Origin of the sequence: Nonomuraea sp. NPDC005650 (genome assembly GCF_040605375.1) — a bacterium.
Taxonomy (GTDB): Bacteria; Actinomycetota; Actinomycetes; order Streptosporangiales; family Streptosporangiaceae; genus Nonomuraea.
On sequence record NZ_JBEXCR010000022.1, the window covers coordinates 1 to 13737 of the forward strand.

General features: G+C 64.8%; 17 protein-coding genes, 1 tRNA gene and 1 pseudogene. 7 read left to right on the forward strand and 12 right to left on the reverse strand.

Annotated elements, in window-relative coordinates; all coding sequences use genetic code 11:
* The first annotated feature begins 158 nt into the window (after positions 1-158).
* On the forward strand, positions 159-554 hold the full coding sequence (locus ABZS69_RS34030; RefSeq protein ID WP_355379477.1) for a hypothetical protein: 396 nt from the start codon (positions 159-161) through the stop codon (positions 552-554).
* Positions 555-599: 45 nt separating this feature from the next.
* Here ABZS69_RS34030 and pyrE read toward each other — a convergent pair whose 3' ends face one another.
* The gene (pyrE, locus tag ABZS69_RS34035) at positions 600-1121 is read right to left on the reverse strand and encodes an orotate phosphoribosyltransferase (protein ID WP_355379478.1); all 522 of its coding nucleotides are present in this window, start codon (positions 1119-1121) and stop codon (positions 600-602) included.
* Between the two features lie 504 nt (positions 1122-1625).
* Here pyrE and ABZS69_RS34040 point away from each other — a divergent pair.
* Entirely contained in the window at positions 1626-1973 is a 348-nt protein-coding gene (locus ABZS69_RS34040) for a hypothetical protein (protein WP_355379479.1), read from the forward strand.
* Between the two features lie 278 nt (positions 1974-2251).
* On the opposite strand, the gene ABZS69_RS34045 is transcribed toward ABZS69_RS34040, so the two are convergent.
* Together ABZS69_RS34045 and ABZS69_RS34050 are read right to left on the reverse strand one after the other, a co-directional pair.
* Positions 2252-2515, reverse strand: a complete 264-nt coding sequence (locus ABZS69_RS34045) for a hypothetical protein (RefSeq protein WP_355379480.1) — start codon at positions 2513-2515, stop codon at positions 2252-2254.
* Between the two features lie 196 nt (positions 2516-2711).
* Positions 2712-3050, reverse strand: a complete 339-nt coding sequence (locus ABZS69_RS34050; RefSeq protein ID WP_355379482.1) for a hypothetical protein — start codon at positions 3048-3050, stop codon at positions 2712-2714.
* A gap of 100 nt (positions 3051-3150) precedes the next feature.
* On the opposite strand from ABZS69_RS34050, the gene ABZS69_RS34055 reads away from it, so the two are divergent.
* Positions 3151-3555, forward strand: coding sequence for a hypothetical protein (locus ABZS69_RS34055; protein ID WP_355379483.1), 405 nt, complete (start codon positions 3151-3153; stop codon positions 3553-3555).
* A 233-nt stretch (positions 3556-3788) separates the two neighbouring features.
* Positions 3789-4094 (forward strand): hypothetical protein, encoded by a 306-nt coding sequence (locus ABZS69_RS34060; protein ID WP_355379484.1) that lies wholly within the window; start codon positions 3789-3791, stop codon positions 4092-4094.
* A gap of 299 nt (positions 4095-4393) precedes the next feature.
* Here ABZS69_RS34060 and ABZS69_RS34065 read toward each other — a convergent pair whose 3' ends face one another.
* Positions 4394-5506 carry an MFS transporter gene (locus tag ABZS69_RS34065; RefSeq protein WP_355379485.1) on the reverse strand — a complete coding sequence of 371 codons (1113 nt, stop codon included), beginning with the start codon at positions 5504-5506 and terminating at the stop codon, positions 4394-4396.
* A gap of 637 nt (positions 5507-6143) precedes the next feature.
* Here ABZS69_RS34065 and ABZS69_RS34070 point away from each other — a divergent pair.
* The gene (locus ABZS69_RS34070) at positions 6144-7259 is read left to right on the forward strand and encodes a DUF418 domain-containing protein (RefSeq protein ID WP_355379486.1); all 1116 of its coding nucleotides are present in this window, start codon (positions 6144-6146) and stop codon (positions 7257-7259) included.
* 589 nt (positions 7260-7848) lie between these two features.
* Here the strand turns inward: ABZS69_RS34070 and ABZS69_RS34075 are convergent.
* From ABZS69_RS34075 to ABZS69_RS34095, 5 genes and pseudogenes are all read right to left on the reverse strand, one after another.
* Positions 7849-8610, reverse strand: a complete 762-nt coding sequence (locus ABZS69_RS34075; RefSeq protein WP_355379732.1) for a hypothetical protein — start codon at positions 8608-8610, stop codon at positions 7849-7851.
* Positions 8611-8859: 249 nt separating this feature from the next.
* Positions 8860-8967: pseudogene (locus ABZS69_RS34080) on the reverse strand (hypothetical protein); the annotation flags it as partial.
* Positions 8930-9457 carry a helix-turn-helix domain-containing protein gene (locus ABZS69_RS34085; RefSeq protein ID WP_355379487.1) on the reverse strand — a complete coding sequence of 176 codons (528 nt, stop codon included), beginning with the start codon at positions 9455-9457 and terminating at the stop codon, positions 8930-8932. The gene ABZS69_RS34085 and the pseudogene ABZS69_RS34080, both read right to left, overlap by 38 nt.
* Before the next feature lie 72 nt (positions 9458-9529).
* Positions 9530-10126 carry a hypothetical protein gene (locus ABZS69_RS34090; protein WP_355379488.1) on the reverse strand — a complete coding sequence of 199 codons (597 nt, stop codon included), beginning with the start codon at positions 10124-10126 and terminating at the stop codon, positions 9530-9532.
* Positions 10127-10400: 274 nt separating this feature from the next.
* Complete coding sequence (locus tag ABZS69_RS34095; RefSeq protein WP_355379489.1) at positions 10401-11000, reverse strand: DUF6461 domain-containing protein; 600 nt, start codon at positions 10998-11000, stop codon at positions 10401-10403.
* A 409-nt stretch (positions 11001-11409) separates the two neighbouring features.
* Between ABZS69_RS34095 and ABZS69_RS34100 the strand changes: the two genes are divergently transcribed.
* A complete protein-coding gene (locus tag ABZS69_RS34100) occupies positions 11410-11592 on the forward strand; it encodes a tyrosine-type recombinase/integrase (RefSeq protein ID WP_355379490.1) in 183 nt (60 codons plus the stop codon).
* Between the two features lie 84 nt (positions 11593-11676).
* On the opposite strand, the gene ABZS69_RS34105 is transcribed toward ABZS69_RS34100, so the two are convergent.
* Positions 11677-11766: transfer RNA gene (locus ABZS69_RS34105), tRNA-Ser, on the reverse strand.
* Positions 11767-11928: 162 nt separating this feature from the next.
* Entirely contained in the window at positions 11929-12495 is a 567-nt protein-coding gene (locus ABZS69_RS34110; protein WP_355379491.1) for a YceI family protein, read from the reverse strand.
* Positions 12496-12604: 109 nt separating this feature from the next.
* Here ABZS69_RS34110 and ABZS69_RS34115 point away from each other — a divergent pair, with 109 nt between their 5' ends.
* Positions 12605-13180, forward strand: coding sequence for a MarR family transcriptional regulator (locus ABZS69_RS34115; protein WP_355379728.1), 576 nt, complete (start codon positions 12605-12607; stop codon positions 13178-13180).
* 1 nt (position 13181) lies between these two features.
* Here ABZS69_RS34115 and ABZS69_RS34120 read toward each other — a convergent pair whose 3' ends face one another.
* Positions 13182-13688: a SigE family RNA polymerase sigma factor gene (locus ABZS69_RS34120; protein ID WP_355379492.1), complete on the reverse strand. Its 507-nt coding sequence runs from the start codon at positions 13686-13688 to the stop codon at positions 13182-13184.
* Positions 13689-13737 lie beyond the last annotated feature (49 nt).

Genomic DNA, 13737 nt, shown 5'->3' on the forward strand with positions numbered 1-13737 from the left:
CCCTGAACGCCTTCGCCATCACCTTCGAAGGCCGCTTGACCCCGACCATCCGATAACTAATCAAGATCGAGATACACCGTTAGCTGGACACACCCCATCGCGCTCATGGTCACAGGCTGGCCCTTCTCGAAGGTCGGAGGCTGAGCCGGGTCCTCCTGGTGTGGGACCTCGACGAGGATGCGTGGTTCTCCGACGGCCTGGTCCTGCTGGACTTCGAAGGCGAGCAGATCGAGATCGTTCACCAAAGATTCGATGACCTCTCGATCACGTGGAACACCGTCGACGTGACTCAGCCCTTGGACTGGGCGGAGGAAGGATTCCGGCTGGGGTGGCGAGAGGACGCGCCCGGTGAGTTGGCCGCGCTCAAAGGGCAGCGGTTGCGCGGCGTAGAGCTTCTCGAATGGGCAGACCAGGACATGGCACAAGGCATGGTGGCCGTCAACTTCACCTTCCCGAACGGCCAGGTGACGATCTACAACGCTCTCGACGAGAACGGCATGGAATTCGACTCCCCCGATCCACGGTACGCGCGGCACAAGCTCGACCGGCCCTGATCCCGTCGAAAAGAGGAGCCGGCGCTCACCAGTGGGCCCGGTGAATCAGTTTGTCGCGCGCAGATCGGTGGCGGTCAACAACGATGAAAGACTGATGCCTTCCGCCGCTAACGCCGCCGCACCTCCCTGTTCGCGGTCGATAACGCACAATGCCTCGCCGACCTGGGCCCCAATGCTCCGCAGGTCAGCAGTTGACCGGACGATCTGGCCGCCGCTGGTGACGACATCTTCAACCACCAGCACCCGCCGCCCCACCACATCGGCACCTTCGGCCAACCGGCAGGTCCCGTAGGTCTTGGCCTGCTTACGAACGAACGCGCACGGCAGGCCGGTGTGCCGCCCGAGGGCGGTGACCACCGGGATCCCGCCCATCTCAAGCCCGGCCAACACCTCGATACCGTCCGGAACCATTGGAGCCATCGCCCGAGCGATGTCATCCAGCAGAACGGGGTCGCCCTCGAACTTGTACTTGTCGAAGTACTCGGTGGCGGTAAGTCCTGAGCGAAGCACGAAGTGGCCAGTGAGGTGAGCTGCAGAGTGAATCCTTCGAGCCAGGTCAGAGCGCATCACAGATACCCATTCTCCCAGACAGCCGCGATTTCTCCACAGCCGATTCGGTCATGAGAACTCACCTGCAGAACCACAGCCCCGGGCGCGGGCACGAGGGACACACTCAGAGCCACTCACTACATCGCCTCACCACGGAAGTCGCCGCCCAACCGACCACCCGTCTTCACGCGCCGCCGCCCAGTAATGACCACCGTCCCGATGGCGTCGACCTCCACGTCGGCCATCCATCCCCTTCCTGCGCAGCCCTTGCAGGGTTGTCGATGAGCCGTCGTTGGTCACCTACTGGCGAAAACCCACATACTTATGCCGTGCACCATCGTCCCGATCCCCTGCCCGAGTTCTATGACTGCGACTGTCCAGACGTTTACTATTGTCCTCAGGTCGGCGAGGTCGAGTGTCCCCGCCATAGTGGCTTCGCTGTCTGCCGCAACGCACCTGATCACCACGTAACAATACGGGCATGAACTATTCTCGTTCCGCCTTGAGACAGGGAGTCAGCAAGTGGACGTTAAGCGCGCGCGATTCGCGCTGATGTGGATCGGCTTCCTGGTTTTCGTTCCCAGCATCCTTCTGGAGCGCTATGCGCTGGACGCCAGAAAGAGCGCCAGATATAGCGAATACTGGAAGCTGTTGCGCGGGCAGGAGTATTTCGGAAGCACGCCAAACGCCGATGCATCCTATGAGACTTTGATCATCAGCGGATGGATCGGCATCGGCCTTGGCGCTGCCTGGATCCTGGCTGCCATTACCTGTTTCTTCCTCTCCCGCCCCCCATTGGACCTCATGCCTTCTACCAGGAGGCCCAAGAAATCCGGGGCGAACACTCCCCTCATCCGATTGTTTCCGTGACTTCCCCGTCCGCCTCGTCGCTTATGAGGCAGCAGTACGCGGCCAGGGGGTCGGGCCGGTAACGTGGCCACCGTCGCCCGCTTCCGGTCCGGTGAGCGACCACGCCTGCTATACGGCCTGGGCGTGTACCGCAACCGCATCGAGCCTTCTCCTGGCGTGACTACCGAGATCCGGTCAGCCCACAGCAAGGCCGTGGGCTGACTTCATTGTCGCCACCAACCGGATGCGCCCGAATCGTGCGCCTGGACACCCCGACAAGCCCATGTTCGCCATGCGAACTAATGTCCCGGCGGTTCGGAAAGGTTCTGTGGTGCCGTCCGCGACCGACGTACGAAGAAGCCGGCACCCCACCGCAATCCGCGCAGGAGAAGCCGGACCACACCGAAAACGAAAGCGATCTGGAACACCGCAGAGCACATGAACAGGACTTCGCCGAGCGACTCCCGGCCACTCTCACGTGCCCATTCAATGAGCACGGACGTGGCAATCATGCCCAGCACGTAGCCGAGCATCGCCAACGCCTCGTTGTACCCGGCCCGCATGAACCAATCGTAGGCCCGCCGCAGTCTTCAACGCAGCGTAGGTACACTCGCCCCGTGTCCAGCATGCGTTGGCCGGACGAGCGACAGGCGCGACTGGCACACTCACCCCCTGGCCCTCTGCCCCGTCCGGGGCCGCCCATAGGCTGTGGCCGTGAGTTGCTTCGCGTTTCGCATAGAGGCCGTGTACCCAGATCTCTTAGACGACTTTGATGGCATTCTGCTCGCCGGTCCTGTTCTGAGTCGCGGGCAGGACTTCGGCGTAGGAGATCCATTGACAGTGCCCACCGAAACCGGGCGAACCATCGGGCGCTGCACCGGCTTTCCACTCATCCGGTGGAGTGAGGATAGACGGGGACGGGTTGGCGTCATGGTGACCGACGTCAGAGCCGACAAGGTTCTGCTTGGCCAGATCGCTGAAGCGGTCGAATAGCCAGTTTGGATCCAGCACATCGGCCACGCCGACGCCGAGTGCGGCCCACTCGTCAGTGGGGCAGGGACGGACCTCCTTCAGAGGAGGGGAATCCTGGAAGTTCACGACCTGATTGTGCCCGCCAAGTGCATCAGTGCCAGACCTGAACTCCGTGATCAGCACCTTCTGCTTCCCCAAGCCCAACGTCTCCAGAGACAATGAGTCAATGAGCTGGGTAGCCAACGTGATGGTGTCGGTCGACTCGTGGGACCGTGCGAATGTGGAGTCGTTGAGTGAGTGGCTGCGTACGCAAGCTCCACTTCGGTGGGATACGCCGGCGCGAGGGTGCGGCTTTCTGCGTGACACCACTGGCCAGGACACGACATGGGGTGGATGGAAGTATCCGGAGTGTGACGTGTGGGCCGGCGCGCTCAACCATGCCGACGTGAAGGCCGTCCTTGATCATATCGCGCAGATGCCCTGGCGCTGCCCCAACGCACTGCAGGTCTTTGTGATGGATCAGGAGGAGTCGTTCTTCAGGGTGTGGATGTTGAGGGATGGCGAGTTGCGGCAGTACGCACCGGTCGAGCCCGACGAAGAGGATGAGGACTTCTACCCGGCCGATCTCTGAGCATGTCCGCACGGAATTGCTCCGGATGTGGCCGAGCTTATGGACATCATGGCAATCGCGGCCACACCGGATGCGCTCTTGACCCGGCGACCTCAACCGGGGCATTCAACCAGCGAGGAGGACGGACCTCCGAATGAAAAGTGCATCGCCCAGTCGCTACCACCATCAGCGGTGTTGATCTTGTCGTGATCGTCTGCCTGTGCTTACGTGTTCGGGTGAGGGCTGATTCGGATATGAGCGCGCGTCTCGAACCCGTTCCGGCGAAAATGAACCCGGCAGGCGGCAAGGCGCAGTACATCACGCCGGCCCTTGCCCTGGGCGCGGTTCCCCTTCTGGTCGCCAACTGGCTCATCACGGCCGTGGTTCTTGGGCGCGAATGCGTCGTGTTGTATGAGGGCGGCAACATAACGGAATGTGGTGGCGGGCTTTCGGAGGAAGAGGTGTCCGCCTCATCGGGAATGATCGCACTGGTGATGCTCGTCATCCAGATAGGACTGACCGTCCTGGTGAGCCGGCGCATCCGCTCTGGCCGGCGGTGAGGTTGCATGGCCTGCGATGGGTGCTTGATACGGCCGAGCGGGCCGCGTTCTCGCCGCCGGTCAGGACCGGCGCCCACACCGCGCGCCCGGCCGAGCGAGCGGCGAGCCGTGCGGCGACGCGGAGCGCTGTCGCCTTGATGCCGCGTGGGCGACCCACGCATCCACACCCCTGATGCTCGGCTGGCCTCCGCTCTTTGGGGAAGTCCCTGGCCGCGGCAACAAGCCCCGCGACTACACCGTCCTCGAAGATCAAAAGGCTCTCTCCCCGGTCAAGCGAGAGGGCATCGCCTCGTGGTAGCTCAAGGATCGGGTGTACCGAAGCGTTGGACGATGATGATCGCGATTACGAGGAGCGTGCCGCACACCGTCAGCGCGAGGAATACCCCGGCGAGGTCGGCGATCGCGGCGACGGCGAGCCCGCAGGCGATCTTCCCCGCGTACTCGGCCTGGGCGAGCAGCGAGTGCACGGTGGCCCTGACGGCACCGACGGTCTGGTTGTTGACCCAGATGGTGCCGAAGCTGCGGGTCAGCGGCAACGCGCCTGCGGCCAGCAGTACAGCGAGGCTGCCGCTGGTCGCCTCGTATGCGAGGGCGAGACCGACGGCACCGGCCGCGGCGACGGCGCACGCGACGATGTAGCCGCGCCGGGCGGTGTGCGGGCCGCCGATCCTGGGCTGCGCGATGCGCAGGGCGGCTGCACCCGCGAGGCACATCAGCACACCCAGGCCGGTGAACCAGACGACCGGATCGACGTTCGGTGCGAGGGTCACCAGCCGCAGTGGATACAGCCGGCCGAAGGCGTCGGCGACGCCGTTGACCAGGAACGTCGCGGCGAAGACGGCGAGCAGCGTGCGACTGCCGCGTACCAGGCGTGACCCGCGGGCCAGGATCGACCAGGCAGCCGACCACCGTCTTACTGGGACCGGGGTGAAGCGCCGCTCACGGAAGCCGACGACGACGTACAGGCCCAGAAGCAGCATGGCCGCTCCGGCGAGCACCATCGCCGTACTGCGCTCGGTGAGCCAGGCCAGTCCGCCGATGCCGGCCAGCCCGGCGACGGTCCCAGTGAGCTGGGCCTGCTCCGCCCGGATCAGCACCACCGGGACGCGCGCCGGATCGTCGAGTTCGTCGCTGATCCACGCCACATCCGCGCCGCCGGCGAAGGTCCACGACAGTCCCCACAGCATCTGTGTGGCCATCAGCGAACCGAAGTCACCGACCAGGCCGGTGGCGAGCATGGCGATACCCATGAGCACATGGGAGACCACCAAGGACCACTTGCGGCTGAGGGTGTCGGCGACGACGCCGGCGGGAACCTCGAACACCAGCGCGGCGACGGCTTGCGCGACGCCGATCAGCACCAGCTGCGACGCCGGCAGACGCGCGTCTACGACGAGGTAGACGCTGGTCACCAGCCACCAGCCGCGATGCAGTACGGCTCGGCACCAGGTCCACCGCACGAACATGGTGCCGTGGCCTGGGCGAGTGCCGCTCACCAGGCCGGTCTGCGTTGCTTGTCCAGCGACACCGGCACGATCACGATCGTACGAACCGGCCGACCGGCTGTGCCAGCGAGCAGGGGACCGTCAGGCGGTGAACCGGAAGGCTGGAGCTCTTGCTCTGGCCAGAAAGGATCATCCATGAGTGCGCAACGACCCCCAAGAAGAGATCAAGGCCCGGGTCGGGAATCATCCTCTGAGCTGGGCGGAAGGCCAGTCCTGAGTGACCGTGGTCGACCCCTCTCAATGGCCCGGCGATCAGCCCGCGACCTGGTATTTCTCGCGCAACGCGCGCATCCCGGCAGCCTGACGCTCCTGTTGGGTTGATACCTCGTGGTGGCTCTGGGACGTCCCGGGGCCGTCGGCACGTGTCCTTCTTGTCAGCCGCCGCACCCGCACACCTTGGGACTACCAGGATGGAGCCTCAGTGATCGCTTGAGGCCGGGCGCCCGCCCTCGCCGACGAACCGGCCGAAAGTATGATCTCGGCCGCCACGGACCCTGCTTTCGACCGGTGCCAGCCCCTGGGTGGCCCTGCAGGATGAGGCCCCATGCCACGCGAAGAACTCCCCCACGAATCGCCTCCCAAGGGGCCCGCCGGTCATCCCGGCCACCGTCTCCCGCACAACGGGCCCGCTGTCTCCCCCGATCCGCCTCAGACTGCCGCGTTCGCGTCGGGCCGGCCCCAGACCGCTGTGCTCTCCTCGGGTCGCCCCCAGATCATCGCGCTCGACGTGCTGCGCGGGTTCGCGCTGTGCGAAATCCTGCTCGCCAACATCCAGCTCATGGCCACCGGCAACTCCGCCGTCGTGGCGCCGCCCATGGGCGACTGGGACCCCTGGCTCGGACTGCCGATCTTCTCCCTGCTGTTCGGTATCGGGTTCGCGCTACTGCTGAACTCCGCCACGAGCCGCGTCCCCCGCCCACGCCTGGTCCTGCTACGCCGGCTTGGGGCGCTGCTCGCGATCGGCCTCGTGCACATGTTGCTGTGGCCGGGCGAGATCCTGACCGACTACGCCGTCGTCGGCATCCTGGTGCTACTGCCCTCGACCTGGCTGCCGCGGTGGGCCATGGCCGTTCTCGCCGCGACGCTCATCCCGGCGGCGCTGATCTTCGGCGGGGGCGGGCCCCTGCTGATCGCGGGGCTGTTCCTGCTGGGCTCGGCATTGGTCCGCTACGGAGTGATCGAGCGCATCGAGCGTTCCACCCGAGGGCCGCTCCTGCTGGGCCTGGTCTTCGCGGCGGGACTGGCCTCTGCCCTGTGGGTACAGGCCGGCATGCGGGCCGTGGGGGCCACGACGTACCTGTCTTCCACGTCCAGCCTTGCCGATCTGCTGCTCGTCGGTGTGTACGTGTGCGGCCTGCTGGTCCTGCTCAGAACGCCGCTGCGACCGGCGTTGCAGTTCGTCTTCGCGCCACTGGGCCGAATGGCACTGACCAATTATCTGACCTCCACACTCCTCGTACTGGCGGCCAGTCACATCCTCGGCCTGCCGATCGACCAGTCCTTGACCGCGGCGTACTGGACCGCAGGAGCCATCCTCACGGCCCAGTGGCTGTTCTCCACCCTCTGGCTGCGCCGCTACCGTCAGGGCCCCATCGAATGGCTCTGGCGCTGGGCCACCTGGGCCCACCGCCCGCCCCTCAGCCGGGCCAGGACGTCATGAGCTCGGGGCCGGAGTCGGTGACCTCCCAATTGGCGCCGCACGCCAGAACAGCATCCCAACGGTGTTGATCGCGGCGATCCGTTTGCCTACCCGGCGTTTCTCTACGTCATCAGGCGAACGCCGAACTCACGATCATGCTGCCACCAGCCGCAGCAGGGCCGGGAGCGGGCGCGGTGGCGTCTCCTGGCGGTAGGGCTCGGAGCCTGTCCTCCGCCGGTTTCCCGCTCCCCCCGATGACCATGGCCAGGTTCATGGCTCCGTTTCCACGTGCATGCGGTTTTCCCTCACACGGCTCACCGACGGCATTCGGCTTGTCCCGCCAGTACACGGACAAGTGCCCGAAGCGCACCTGCGGCGGTCCGATCTTTCAGCAACCCCAACAAGAAGCTCCAAGCCGCCGAACGGCTCGTTGCGGGGCGTTCGGCGTTGATCGGCCCCATGGTGTTTCAGGAGGTCAGGGTCCGTTGCTTGTGCGGTTTGGTTCGGGCTTACGTGGCACGGCGCTGAGTCGTTTGTGCCGTCACAGTGCCATCTGGCACAGCGACATGAGGGTGATGTTGGCGGCGCTCGGGACGCGTCGGCGGTGGGCTCATTCAGCCTCGACCACGAGCTTCTTGGGAGGGGCGATGATGTGCACAGGCGTTCCCCAGCCCTTGTAGAGGACGTTCATCCTCACGGTGTCAGCTATCTGCTTCGCGCCATAGGGCTCGTACACGATCTCGGCCTGGAAACGCCTGGGCAGGTTATCCGGGCCCAACCAGAGCTTCCACTTGACGCGGCCTCCGTCCCAAAATCCTTCTCGCTCGCTGTAGTAGATGCCGGCCCAGCGCGAGCCAATAGAACCGACTTCCACCGTGCCGTCGTAGCGGGAGGTGCGGACGCCGTCGTAACGGTCCTTGGTGGGTACTTTCTCGGCGCTGGCGGAGATCAGTTGCAGGAACTTGGGGTTCAGAGCGTCCACCAGGTTTTGTGACCAGAGAAAACCGTCCTTGTCTCGCCAGTGGTTCCATTTCTTGCCCTTGGGTAGGGTGTCCCAGCCGCTTTGGGTGTAGCTATCGCGACCGATGTTGACCACGCGGGAGGGCACCGGGTCTAAGTCACCCACGGTGAAAGCCCCCGTGACATCGCTGGCGTAAACACCTGTCTTTGCGGCGAAGCGGTGCTTTCCATGAGCAACCGTCAGGCTGGCGTCCGAGCCCAAGCCATTACGGGTTTTCTTGGAGAACAGCACACTGCTCTTTTCTGCGAACTCACCCTTGAGCGCCGATATCGCCTGAGCCAGTGAACCGGCCTGTGCGTGCGCCACACCTGCCAGAGGCGATGTGAGCAGCAGGACCAGGACGCTCAGCAACGCGCATAAGGTTCTCATGGGATCATCTTCGGCGACTGCTGATCTCGGCCTTGTCACCGGATGATTGCAGGAGCGACACCGGCTGGGTCTCCCGCCAAATAGCCGCGGGCGGCTTTGCCATACACAGCCAGTTCGGGCGGTCCCGTGAAGATGCGGGAGTACATCGCGATCTCGTGCGGCCGGGTGACCCGTCATGACGTCAGAGCCTCCGATCGGCTGGTGATGAACGTTCTTCTCAAGGACGATGACTAAACGACGATCGCCCTTGTGCAGGACCTGCTGTTTGCCCACCCGGACCTGTACGGCACCCTCGACGTCGTCAGGGAGGTCGCGGCGCCGTTGGAGCGCGGCCGGCACGGCAGTGATGCAGGCGCGTGTCTGGAGCGGGCCGGGTATGAGGTTGCGGCGTAGAAGCGGAACCGGCGCACACGCTCCCAGAGCGGCTAGAACCGACTCTTGTACGTGGCGGAGCCCTGTGCGTTCCATATGCCGCCATTCGACGAGCATGCCCTCGCTGCCTCCAAGGAGGCGATGAGGTCCTCGGCTGCTCCGGTACTCCACAGTGCCGGCACCACGCCCGTACGTCGTGGGTCGAGGACGGCCGATGTACATGCTCGATCCGGCTGACCTTGGATGCGTGCCAACCTGCCAGCCGCCCAAGCTCGCGCCCCCGCAAACGGGCATCCCTCCGGAGCCTGCGGAGCGGGCGGCCAGGATTTCGAGCGCCTCCTGTGCGCTGGATGATGATGAGCGCAAGGGTCAAGTCGTCGTACGGGATGGCGTGATGCCAGACCGCCTCGAAGACCTCGCTGCACAACTCGGATCTGGCCCGTCCCAATTGGTTCAACCTGGACCGACGGGCGCGGACGATCTACCTGGAACGACATCGGAGGGCGCTGGATTGCAACCAGAACTGTAGCTAAGGAGCGATTATCACGGGAGGCATGACCTCGATGATGCGTGCCGTACCAGAGGGTGGCCGCCTCTCATGCATAGTGATCAGGTCACCCGGCTTAAGGCGCCGCCAGTGCCCTGGTGTCAGAGGAAGCAGTCTCACCAGCCCGCACCCGCCCGGCTTCAGGGAGTCTCGGCCCTCCACCCAGAGGAAAGCGATGTTCCACAGAGGCCCACCCTCGGGTATCCGCTGGCCGATGTCCCACATGGGCCGGTGCACATCGCCAGGAGGTATCGCCAGTGCCCGGCCTCCGTCCTCGGTAGAGGTGAGACACAGTTCAGCCCTGAAGGCACCACTACGGGCCTCACCGCGCCGCCATTCGTACCAGGCAGCGTCATTCTTGAGCCACATCAGGCGGGCGGCGTCGGCCAGCCGGCTCCAGAACTCAGGCGGCTGTGGATCCGCATCACCGAGATCCTCAAGAAGGAGGAGGGCCATCTCCCAGTCGTCGTCTTCCAGACACTCCACGACGCGAGTCGCGTTGATACCGGCATCCTCGATACGCGCGCCGGTGAGATAGAGCTGGACAGCCTTACGAAGCGGGGAGTCCTCGGAATCCACAGCCTGATTGTGGCAGGCTCACGAACCCTGAACCTACGAATTAGAAGATCGATCCCGCGCTCTTCCGGGCAGTGCAATGCAGGTCAGGACGGGTAGACGGTCCCTCCTAAACGCCTCTGGACGGCATGGAACTCCCCACGGTTCCCCTTGATCGCTCTACGAACGAGCACGCAACGGGCACGCGAGGCTGACGCATTGTGGACGGCATTGTCGACTGCCTACCCCACGGCTCCTGACCTGCCGCCGCGCCCGACTTTATGGGCGTTGGATCCAGTCACCGGTCACGGACTGCGGCACCGAGGAATCGTGTGCTCAGCATGTCCTCGGAGAAAGAGAAGCCGGTGATCTTCTTCGCCAGGGCGAACGACCGTGGGAAGGGGGCGTCGATGCCGGGCCCCTCCCAGGACAGGCCGACTTCGCGCATCTCACCGACCAGGCGGTCGGGATCACTGCCCCAGCGTGTATCGGGAACCAATTGATCGAAGCGTGTGACCTCTTCGCTGTCGACCGCGTAGACGAAATAGTCCGTGGCATGGAGGTTACGATAGATCGACACGACCTCAGTCGACTGAGAAAGGCTGCGCAGTAGGAGCCTGTTGAGGCCGATCGATCCGGTCCAGAGCTGGATCAGCACGGTCCAGCCGTTCGTCTCGAGGGCGCCCACGTAGCTGGTGCGCATGTTGTCCGAGTCGATGTACTTCATTGTTCGTGCCTGGTGCTCTTCAAAGGTCACCTCTCCGATCCCGTTGCTGTCTGCACCGAGACGCGTCAACGCCTCACGAGGGCTGAGGGATCGGGCGAAGGTTACACAGGAGACGTCGTAGAACGGGCCGTACTTTGCGAGCCAGCCAAATTCTTCGTGCGAGTCCGTCACCTTAACTCCCGTGATCAGTTACATGCATGATGGCAGCGGTCACCGACAGGGGCAGCATTACTCGCAGCACCTCGAAGACATGGGCGTGAGTGACAATAGGCACGGACGGGGCTGAAGCCACGTTCTCCGGTGAGCCAGGGTGAGGAACGAACCCTGGATCGTCAATCGGCCCCCGAGCACGTGCGGCGTCCAGCCATGCAGTGGCGACCGTAGGGCTGGATCTGTGCCCCGGCGCGGCAACCCCCGGTCAGGGCGTTCGGTTCGTACGGCGGCGCGCCGCCGCCTTGATTCCTGTACGCGCTATTCGGCAGCTGTCCATGGGGACTGCGTATCTCGACTACCTGTATCAGACACAACCTTCGCCCTTTGGAAGGCCATCCTCCAGCAGGCCGGCGTCCGGGACGTCCGAGTGTGCGACGCCCGGCACACCGCCGCAACGCTCCTCATCGAGCAGGGTGTGAACATCCGGGTCGTTCAGCAAGTCCTCGGCCACACCAGAGTGACCACCACCGAGCGATACACCCACGTATCCATACCCCTGATGCGCGATGCGGGGGAGCGGCTCGCCTCCGCTCTCTGGGGACATCCCTAGCCGTTGCAACTAGCCCTGCAACTACGACGCCCTCAAAGATCAAAAAGGCCCTCTCCCAAGATCTGGGAGAGGGCCCTCCACCTGCGGAGGATCGGGGATTTGAACCCCGGATGGGCGGTAAACCCAAACCGCATTAGCAGTGCGGCGCCATAGACCTGACTAGGCGAATCCTCCTGGAAGCCTTCGCGGCTCAGGACAGCGTACCGGCCTTCTGGCGAGGCAGCAAAGTGATTGATCCCCGGACTTCGCCAAGAGTTATCAACAGCCTGTGGGTAACTGCCTGTGGATGAAGCCCGCCCAGAGCGTGGGCGGGCTTCGGGGCTGTGGATAACCAGGTTACGCGGCCGGGTTGGCCTCGCCCTCGACCTCAATCTTGATCTTCTTGCCCACCAGTACACCGCCGGCCTCCAGGGCCTGGTTCCAGGTGAGGCCGAACTCCTCGCGGTCGAACTCCGTGGTGATCGAGTAGCCCCAGACCGGAGCGCCCCACGGGTTGGTGCCGGCGCCGCCGTACTCGACCGTGAGCTCGACCTCCTTGGTGACGTCGCGGATGGTCAGGTCGCCGACGACGGTGAACTCGTCGCCCGAGTGGCCGGTCACGCGGGTGCTCTTGAAGGTGATCGCCGGGAACTTCTCCGCGGACAGGAAGTCGTCGCTGCGCAGGTGGCCGTCGCGGTCGGCGACGCCGGTGTCGATGCTGTCGGCCTGGATCGTGAGCTCGGCGGACGACTCCAGCGGGTTCTCGGCGATCGTGACCGAGCCGCTGAAGGAGCCGAAGTGACCACGGACCTTGCTGACCATCATGTGCTTGACCACGAAACCGATGCGGGTGTGAGCCACGTCCAGGTTGTAGGTGCCGGCGGCGGGGATGGTCAGGGACTCCCAGGTGCGGGTGGCGGTCATCGGGGTTCTCCTCGATAGGGGTTCGTTGCTGTGCGGATGTCTGCGGCAACAAATTTCTACACGAGGAATATTCCGCACGTCAACTATCGTCGGTTACGCTATGAGGGTGATGAACTTTGACGACCACCGGCTGACCGCCGTAGGGCTCCTGGCGGAGGTCCATGGCGGCCTGATGGCCAGGTTCCAGCCGGTGCTCAGCGCCGCGGGGTTGTCGGAGATCGACTTCGAGACCGTCATCCGGCTGGGCCGCTCGCCGGGGCAGCGGCTGCGGATGAGCGATCTGGCCGCGCAGACCGAGCTGTCGACGAGCGGGGTGACCCGGGTCGTCGACCGGCTGGAGCGGGAGGGGCTGGTGACCCGGCAGGCGTGTGCCAGCGACCGGAGGGCCTCCTACGCCGTGCTCACCGAGGCCGGGCGGGCGCGGCTGGAGTCCGTGCTGCCGCAGCACCTACAGGACATCGACGACTGGTTCACGGGGCTGCTGGGCACGGAGGAGCGGGAGGTGTTCCTGGCCACGCTGCGGAAGATCAGGGACGTCGTACGCCCCTGTGCCACCGCTGGGGCGAATGAGGCGCAGGGGGCCGCGGCCGCATGCGCGGCGAAGGCCGCGGATCAGCTGCGAGCCGCACGCCAGGTGGAAGCCCCCGAAGCAGAAGCGCATGAGCCGGAGGCCGCGGCCGGTTAGCTCATGCCTCCCGGCTGTTGGGCGGGAGGCCCAGGGCGTTTCTGAGTTTGGCCATCGCCCGTGACACCGTGCTCTTGACCGTGCCCACGCTGATCCCCAACGTCCTGGCGATCTCCGGTTCGGTCATGTCCTCGTAATAGCGCAGCACGATCGCCGCCCGCATCCGCTCCGGCAGCTCCTCCAGAGCCTGCTCCAACTGCTCGTGCACGTCCCCGTGCGGCTCCTCGGAAGTGCACACCTCGGGTAGATCGTCCGACGGATACTCCTCCAGCCTGCGCCGCCGCCACTGCGAGATGTTGATGTTCACCATGGCCCGCCGCACGTAGCCGTCGAGCGCCCCCCGGTCCTCGATGCGGTCCCAGGCCAGGTATGTCTTGGTCAGCGCGTTCTGCAGCAGATCCTCCGCGTCCAGCGGGTGTCCGGTGAGTTGGTGGGCCGCGCGCAGCAGAGCAGGACCGCGCGCCCTGACGTACTCGCGGAACTCGTCTTCCCAACCGGTGGTCTGCATCGTGGCCAGAATCGCAGCCGGATGCTCTATTGGGCCTGAACCAGAATTC

Coding starts and splice junctions, on each gene's coding strand:
- pyrE (WP_355379478.1), bottom strand. CDS start 1,121: ATGCGCTCTGACCTGGCTCGAAGGATTCACTCTGCAGCTCACCTCACT.
- ABZS69_RS34045 (WP_355379480.1), bottom strand. CDS start 2,515: ATGCGGGCCGGGTACAACGAGGCGTTGGCGATGCTCGGCTACGTGCTG.
- ABZS69_RS34055 (WP_355379483.1), top strand. CDS start 3,151: ATGAGCTGGGTAGCCAACGTGATGGTGTCGGTCGACTCGTGGGACCGT.
- ABZS69_RS34060 (WP_355379484.1), top strand. CDS start 3,789: ATGAGCGCGCGTCTCGAACCCGTTCCGGCGAAAATGAACCCGGCAGGC.
- ABZS69_RS34070 (WP_355379486.1), top strand. CDS start 6,144: ATGCCACGCGAAGAACTCCCCCACGAATCGCCTCCCAAGGGGCCCGCC.
- ABZS69_RS34110 (WP_355379491.1), bottom strand. CDS start 12,495: ATGACCGCCACCCGCACCTGGGAGTCCCTGACCATCCCCGCCGCCGGC.
- ABZS69_RS34115 (WP_355379728.1), top strand. CDS start 12,605: ATGAACTTTGACGACCACCGGCTGACCGCCGTAGGGCTCCTGGCGGAG.
- ABZS69_RS34120 (WP_355379492.1), bottom strand. CDS start 13,688: ATGCAGACCACCGGTTGGGAAGACGAGTTCCGCGAGTACGTCAGGGCG.